General features: G+C 68.3%; 4 protein-coding genes. 3 read left to right on the top strand and 1 reads right to left on the bottom strand.

The genetic code is table 11. The features are described from left to right. Positions 1-760 (bottom strand): formyltetrahydrofolate deformylase (locus tag ACWEBX_RS37170; RefSeq protein WP_451889155.1); only part of this gene is annotated, 760 nt, incomplete at its 3' end. Between the two features lie 219 nt (positions 761-979). Here ACWEBX_RS37170 and ACWEBX_RS37165 point away from each other — a divergent pair. The 3 genes from ACWEBX_RS37165 to ACWEBX_RS37155 form a co-directional block, all read left to right on the top strand. Continuing rightward, entirely contained in the window at positions 980-2,449 is a 1,470-nt protein-coding gene (locus ACWEBX_RS37165; protein ID WP_451889154.1) for an aldehyde dehydrogenase family protein, read from the top strand. A 20-nt stretch (positions 2,450-2,469) separates the two neighbouring features. Beyond that, a complete protein-coding gene (locus tag ACWEBX_RS37160; protein ID WP_391392114.1) occupies positions 2,470-3,558 on the top strand; it encodes a quaternary amine ABC transporter ATP-binding protein in 1,089 nt (362 codons plus the stop codon). Continuing rightward, a partial coding sequence (locus ACWEBX_RS37155; RefSeq protein ID WP_451889153.1) for an ABC transporter permease subunit occupies positions 3,558-5,270 on the top strand: 1,713 nt, incomplete at its 3' end. The genes ACWEBX_RS37160 and ACWEBX_RS37155, both read left to right, overlap by 1 nt.

Genomic DNA, 5,270 nt, shown 5'->3' with positions numbered 1-5,270 from the left:
GAGACCGTCCCGCGGAGCGAGGATCACGAGGGACAGTCCGCGCGTCTCCTCTCCCTTCCCGTCCCTGGCGACGGCGCGGGGCGGTCGGTCCGGGGACAAGCTTCACCCCGCGCGCGTACGCCTGCTGGTAGGGGCGCGCGCCCTTGAAGCTGGGGAGGAAGGAGTGGTGGATGTTGATGGCGCGGCCCTCCAGCTGTTTGCACAGGTCGTCGGAGAGGACCTGCATGTAGCGGGCCAGCACCACCAGGTCGATGTCCAGCTCGCGCACGAGCTCCAGCAGGCGCGCCTCGGCGTCGGCCTTGGTGTCCTTGGTCACCGGGATGTGGTGGAAGGGGACGCCGTAGGTCTCCGCCAACCCCTCGAAGTCCCGGTGGTTGGAGACGATCGCGGGGATCTCGATGTTGAGAGCGCCGGTGCGCTGCCGGAAGAGCAGATCGTTGAGGCAGTGTCCGAACTTGGACACCATGATGAGCGTCCGGGTCGGTGTCGAGGCGTCCCAGAGGGTCCAGGAAATCCGGTAGGCCTCGGCGACCGGACCGAATCGGTAGCGCAGATTTTTCAAATCGGCGTTTGGATCGGAAACGTCGAAGTGGACCCTCATGAAGAAACGGCCCTGGAGTCGATCATCGAACTGCTGGCTCTCCAGGATGTTGCCGGAGTTCCTGACGAGAAAGCCGCTCACGGCGTGGACCAGTCCGGCGCTGTCCGGACACGAGAGAGTGAGAACGTACTCACGGCCAGGATGCGGTCGAGGGGACATGTGCAGCCTCCGTCGGTGCGTAATGCACAACATGGTGAGCGATACGCAACATGGTTGGGCTTGGCGCGGCTTGTGGTCAAGAGTGGCCGCGCAACTGCCCGCATGGCGAAATCGTCATCTGCCAACCCCTTGACGTATGTCCGCACATTCGCCAGGGTGTTCCACCACAAGCAATACGGTGCACGATGCGCAACGGAATTCGCTCGAAGGGCTCCACACGTGGCAGACCTGTATGTGGATGGAGAATGGCGCGATGCGGTGGCGGGAGGCCACCGGGAAATCCGCTGTCCCGCTGACGGCACGCTCGCGGCGACCGTGTCCGAGGGGACGCGTCCCGACACCGAGGCCGCGATCGCCGCGGCCCGCCGGGCCTTCGACGAAGGACCCTGGCCGCGCACCCCCGAGCGGGAGCGCGGTGCGCTGCTGCTGCGCACCGCCGACCTCATCGAGCGCGACGCCAAGGAATTCGCCCGCGCCGAATCGCTGGACACCGGCAAGCGGTTGGTGGAGAGCGAGTACGACATCGCCGACGTTGTCTCCTGCTTCCGCTACTACGGCGGGATCGGGGGCACCGATGCCGGCCGGGTGATCGACACCGGCCGCGACGACGCCGTCAGCCGCGTCGTCTACGAACCGGTCGGCGTGTGCGGGCTCATCACCCCCTGGAACTACCCGCTGCTCCAGGCGTCGTGGAAGGTTGCGCCCGCCCTGCTCGCGGGCAACACGATCGTCCTCAAGCCCAGCGAGCTCACCCCCTCCACCTCGATCCTGCTGATGCGGGCCCTTGAGGAGGCCGGGGTCCCGGCCGGCGCCGCCAATCTCGTCCTGGGCACGGGCCCCGAGGTGGGCGCACCGCTCTCCGAGGAACCGGCCGTCGACATGGTCTCCTTCACGGGAGGCCTGGAGACCGGCAAGCGCATCATGGCCACCGCCGCCTCGACGGTGAAAAAGGTGGCGCTGGAGCTCGGCGGCAAGAACCCCAACGTCATCTTCGCCGACGCCGATTTCGAGACGGCCGTGGACTTCGCCCTCACGGCCGTCTTTCTGCACTCGGGCCAGGTCTGTTCGGCAGGCGCCCGTCTGATCGTCGAGGACTCCCTCCACGACGCCTTCGTCGACGAGGTCGTCCGCCGCGCCCGGCAGATCCGCCTCGGCGGACCGTTCGACCCCGAGGCCGAGACCGGGGCCCTGATCTCCGCGCATCACCGGGAGAAGGTCGAGGCGTATGTCGCGGCGGGCCTCGCCGAAGGCGCCGTACTGCGCTGCGGCGGCGAACGCCCCGGCGACCCCGCACTGGCGAACGGCCACTACTATCCGCCCACCGTGCTCGACGAGTGCCGGCAGGACATGCGCGTCGTGCACGAGGAGTCCTTCGGCCCCGTGCTCACCGTGGAGCGCTTCCACGGCGAGGACGACGCCGTACGCGTCGCCAACGACACCGAGTACGGACTCGCCGGCGCCGTCTGGACGCAGGACGCCGGAAAGGCCCAGCGGGTCGCCCGGCGGCTGCGCCACGGCACGGTGTGGATCAACGACTACCACCCCTACGTGCCGCAAGCGGAATGGGGTGGTTTCGGGCACTCGGGCGTGGGCCGGGAGCTGGGACCGACCGGCCTGGACGAGTACCGAGAGCCCAAGCACATCTGGCAGAACATCCAACCCCGGCCGCAGCACTGGTTCCGCGGCTGAACGCCGAAAAGAGGTCGATCGTGACCCCAGCACAGACCGAGGTGCCGCAGCGGCGCGGCACGCCACAGGACTCGGCCCCCACCCCGGTCATATCCGTGCGCAAGCTGTGGAAGGTGTTCGGGCCGAAGGCAGACCAGGTACCGGACTCCGAGGAGCTGTGCGGGCTCACCCGCCGCGAGCTGATGGACCGCACCGGATGCACCGCCGCCGTGCGCGACGTGAACTTCGAGGTCTCGCCCGGCGAGGTCTTCGTCGTCATGGGTCTGTCCGGCTCCGGCAAGTCCACCCTGGTGCGATGTCTGACCCGGCTGATCGAACCCACCGCCGGGGAGATCGTCTTCGAGGGCGAGGACATCCGCGACGCGGACGACAAGCGTCTGCGTGAACTGCGGCGCCGCAAGTTCTCCATGGTCTTCCAGCACTTCGGGCTGCTGCCCCACCGCCGGGTCGTCGACAACGTGTCCTTCGGTCTGGAGATCCGCGGCATGAGCAAGGCCGAGCGCACCAAGCGGGCGCTGGAGGTCGTCGAACTGGTCGGCCTCTCCGGCTATGAGAACTCCTACCCCGACCAGCTCTCCGGCGGTATGCAGCAGCGCGTCGGTCTCGCCCGGGCGCTGGCCGGTGATCCGGACGTGCTGCTCTTCGACGAACCGTTCTCGGCGCTCGACCCGCTGATCCGCCGTGACATGCAGAACGAGGTCATCCGTCTGCACCACGAGGTCGGCAAGACGATGGTGTTCATCACCCACGACCTCTCCGAGGCGCTCAAGCTGGGCGACCGCATCCTCATCATGCGTGACGGCAAGATGGTCCAGTGCGGTACCGGCGACGAGTTGGTAGGCGCCCCGGCCGACGACTACGTACGCGAGTTCGTCAAGGACGTGCCGCGCGGCGACGTACTGACTCTGCGGTGGATCATGCGTCCGGCGGTGGACGGCGACGCCCTGGACGGTCCCGAGCTGGGCCCGGACGTCGTGGTGCGGGAAGCCACCCGGGCCGTACTGGCGGCGGACAAGCCGGTCAAGGTCGTCGAGAACGGCAAGCTGCTCGGCATCGTCGGTGACGAGGAGATCCTCGCGGTGGTCGCCGGGCAGGAAGGCGACATGTGATGACCGTCGCCATGGAGAAACCGGAGAAAACCGAGCAGGTGGCGGAGGCCGCGCCGGCGGTCGCGGGCGTGCGCAAGGTCAGCCGCTCCATGATGGTGGCCGCGATCCTGGTCGTCTGGCTGGTGCTCTTCGCCGTGCTGCGCGGAAAGCAGACCCTGACGCTGGCGGCGGCAGACCTCACCGGTCTGCACCGCTGGTTCAACGACCTCAGCGACTCGGTCGGCGCCAACCGCAACTCCAACCCGCTCTTCCTCTACTTCTTCAACGAGATCCGCCTGGTCATCGACAACCTGGTGACGTTCGTCCAGGACCTGATCTCGCAGTCGAGCGGCGACCGCCCGGTGCCGCAGATCGGCTGGCTCGGTGTCGTCGGCATCACGGGCTTCGTCTCCTGGGCCGTGGGCAACTGGCGGGTCGCGCTCCTGGCCATGGCCGGCTTCACCTTCTTCGGGCTGCAGGGCCTGTGGCAGCAGAGCATGGACACCCTGGCGCTCACCCTCTCCGCGGTTCTCGTGGCGCTGGTGTTCGCGATTCCACTGGGTGTGTGGGCGGGGCTGTCCGACCGGTTCAACCGGATCATCACGCCCTTCCTGGACTTCATGCAGACGATGCCGACCTTCGTCTACCTGGCCCCGCTGACCCTGATCTTCCTCATAGGCCCGGCCTCCGCCGTGATCGCCACGGTGATCTACGCGGCCCCGCCGGCGATCCGTATCACCGCGCACGGCATCCGTTCCGTACCGGAGACCACCGTCGAGGCGGCCGACTCGCTGGGCTCGACCCGGTGGCAGTCGCTGCTGAAGGTGCTGGTGCCGATGTCCAAGCGGACCGTGGTGATGGGCGTGAACCAGACCATCATGGCCGCCCTGGCCATGGTGACCATCGCGGCCCTGATCGACGCACCCGGCCTCGGCAAGACCGTCGTCCAGGCCCTGCAGTCGCTCGACGTCGGTACGGCCTTCAACGCGGGCCTGGCCATCGTGATCATGGCCATCGTCCTCGACCGGGTCACGACCGCGTCGAGCACACGTGCGGAGCAGGCCCGCAACTCGGGCGGCCGCTTCCTCAAGTGGCGCCGGCCGCTGCTCGCGGCGGGCGGGGTGGTCGTGCTGGTGCTGGTGTACCTGTCGCACACGTACCTGTGGGCGGCGCAGTTCCCCGGCCAGGGCAGCACCGGCAGCCATATCGCGAGCGCGGCGGACAGCGTGACGACGTGGGCGCAGGACAACCTGTCGGGCATCACGAACGGATTCCGCGACGCCATCACCAACGGAATGCTGAACCCCTTCCAGTCGCTGCTCACCGACTCCCCGTGGTGGCTCGTGGGCGCGGCGCTGATCGGGATCGGCGTGGCGCTCGGCGGCTGGCGGGCCGGGGTCACGACCGCTGTGTGCGTGGGCCTCCTTGTCGGCACGGGCGTGTGGTCGGACAGCATGACGACGCTGGCGTCGACGCTCGTGGCGACCGTGCTGGTGATGGTGTTCGGCATCGCCTTCGGAGTGTGGATGGGGCGCAGCATGCTGGTGGACCGGCTGCTGCGGCCCACCCTGGACGCGGCGCAGGTCATGCCGCCGTTCGTCTATCTGGTGCCGTTCCTCGCGCTGTTCGGCGCGACGCGCTTCACCGCGATCGTCGCCGCCGTCGTCTATGCCGCGCCGGTCGCCATCAAGATCACCGCCGACGGAGTGCGGGCCGTGCCCGAGACCACCGTC

It is taken from the genome of Streptomyces sp. NPDC005070 (genome assembly GCF_053600395.1).
This window is presented reverse-complemented; position numbering and strand designations above follow the sequence as displayed.